The organism is Pseudomonas sp. MF4836 (assembly GCF_002018875.1).
GTDB lineage: Bacteria > Pseudomonadota > Gammaproteobacteria > Pseudomonadales > Pseudomonadaceae > Aquipseudomonas.
In genome coordinates, this window is sequence record NZ_MVOL01000042.1 from 1 (window position 1) to 1240 (window position 1240).

The following is a 1240-nucleotide window of genomic DNA, read 5'->3' on the forward strand; positions in this document are numbered from 1 at the left end:
GCCTATGACGACGCGGCCTGGACCCACATCGCGACCTCCCTGCCCCGCGCGGAGAACTACTCATGAGCACCAGCACCGCCCTCGGCATTGCCATCAATGAAGCCGCGCCCAATCCCACCGGGGCCTGCAATGCCTGCCAGCGCACCGGCCTGCCGATCCTGCCGCTGCGGGCGGCCTATGCGCCAACGCGTTTTGCCATGCACAAGAAGACGCCCGTGTCCGGCTCGGGGCCGGCGTCGATCCCGATGATCCTCGACCAGCCGCGGATACTTCGTCAGGGCTACCTCTACGTGCTGCTGGACCAAAAAGAATGGCAGGCCTACCAGGTGACGCCGGAAGGTGCGTTGCGCCAGTTCCGCCCCTACCAGGTCCCGCGCGAACAACCGAGGTCGCTGAGCCCTTCCTGCATCGCCCAGGACCACGACTTCAGTGCGTCCTTTATCAATATCGACGCCGACACTTACTCGACTGCGTGGATTGCGTTCGCCAACGATCCATGGCCGGAGAGCGTGCTGGATCAGTATCGGCGTGGCACGGCGGATGACGGCACAGCGCTGGACGGTCGATTCCACAAGCTCGACCTGAAGGCGGCGCGCGACAACCCGAGCAGCGTCGGCATCGTGATGACCGAGCAACACCTCGAGATCACTCAAGTGCTGGAGTACTCGGAGGCCGACCCTGGGGACTTCGTCAGCGTGCACGGCTTCTACAGCCGCCATCACCGAGGTGGGCTCTTTTTACGCCATGTGCGGAACTTGGTTAAGCGTGAAAACCTGCAGGAGGGGGGAGTGCTGGCGGTGGTGCTGCCCGACCCGATTGGCCGGGTGCAGGAATGCAATGCCCAGCGGGTGAGCGGGGTCAGGGCCCTGCAGGAGTGGCGCGCCGAGCCGAAGCGGCGTTTCGAGTTCTTCACCTCCCAGGCACTGCTCGGCATCAAGGAGCTGCGCGATGCCTGGGCGGTTGCCGAGGCCAGCGACGAGGCCAAGGCCCTGGACGAACACCATCGCCGTTGGAACAACAGCGCGGCAGGGCTCAGGGCACCGCTGCCGCCCATCGATGTCGAGGCCGAAACCCAACGCGGGACCCGACTCAAGCAGACCGAGGCCCGCGAGCGGCTCGAAGAGCGGTACGACGAAGCCCAACGGGCGAGTTTCGAGCGGGCCTACCTGGCCGAGCAAAAGGTCTGGCAGCAGGCCATCGACCGCGAGGGCGAGCTGTACGCCCGGGAATACCAGGCCGC

General features: G+C 65.7%; 1 protein-coding gene. It reads left to right on the top strand.

Going from position 1 to position 1240, the window contains the following annotated elements; genetic code table 11:
* Positions 1-62: 62 nt before the first annotated feature.
* Positions 63-1240, top strand: a 1178-nt coding sequence (locus MF4836_RS34625) for a T6SS effector BTH_I2691 family protein (protein ID WP_338013636.1), incomplete at its 3' end; no start/stop codon positions are given.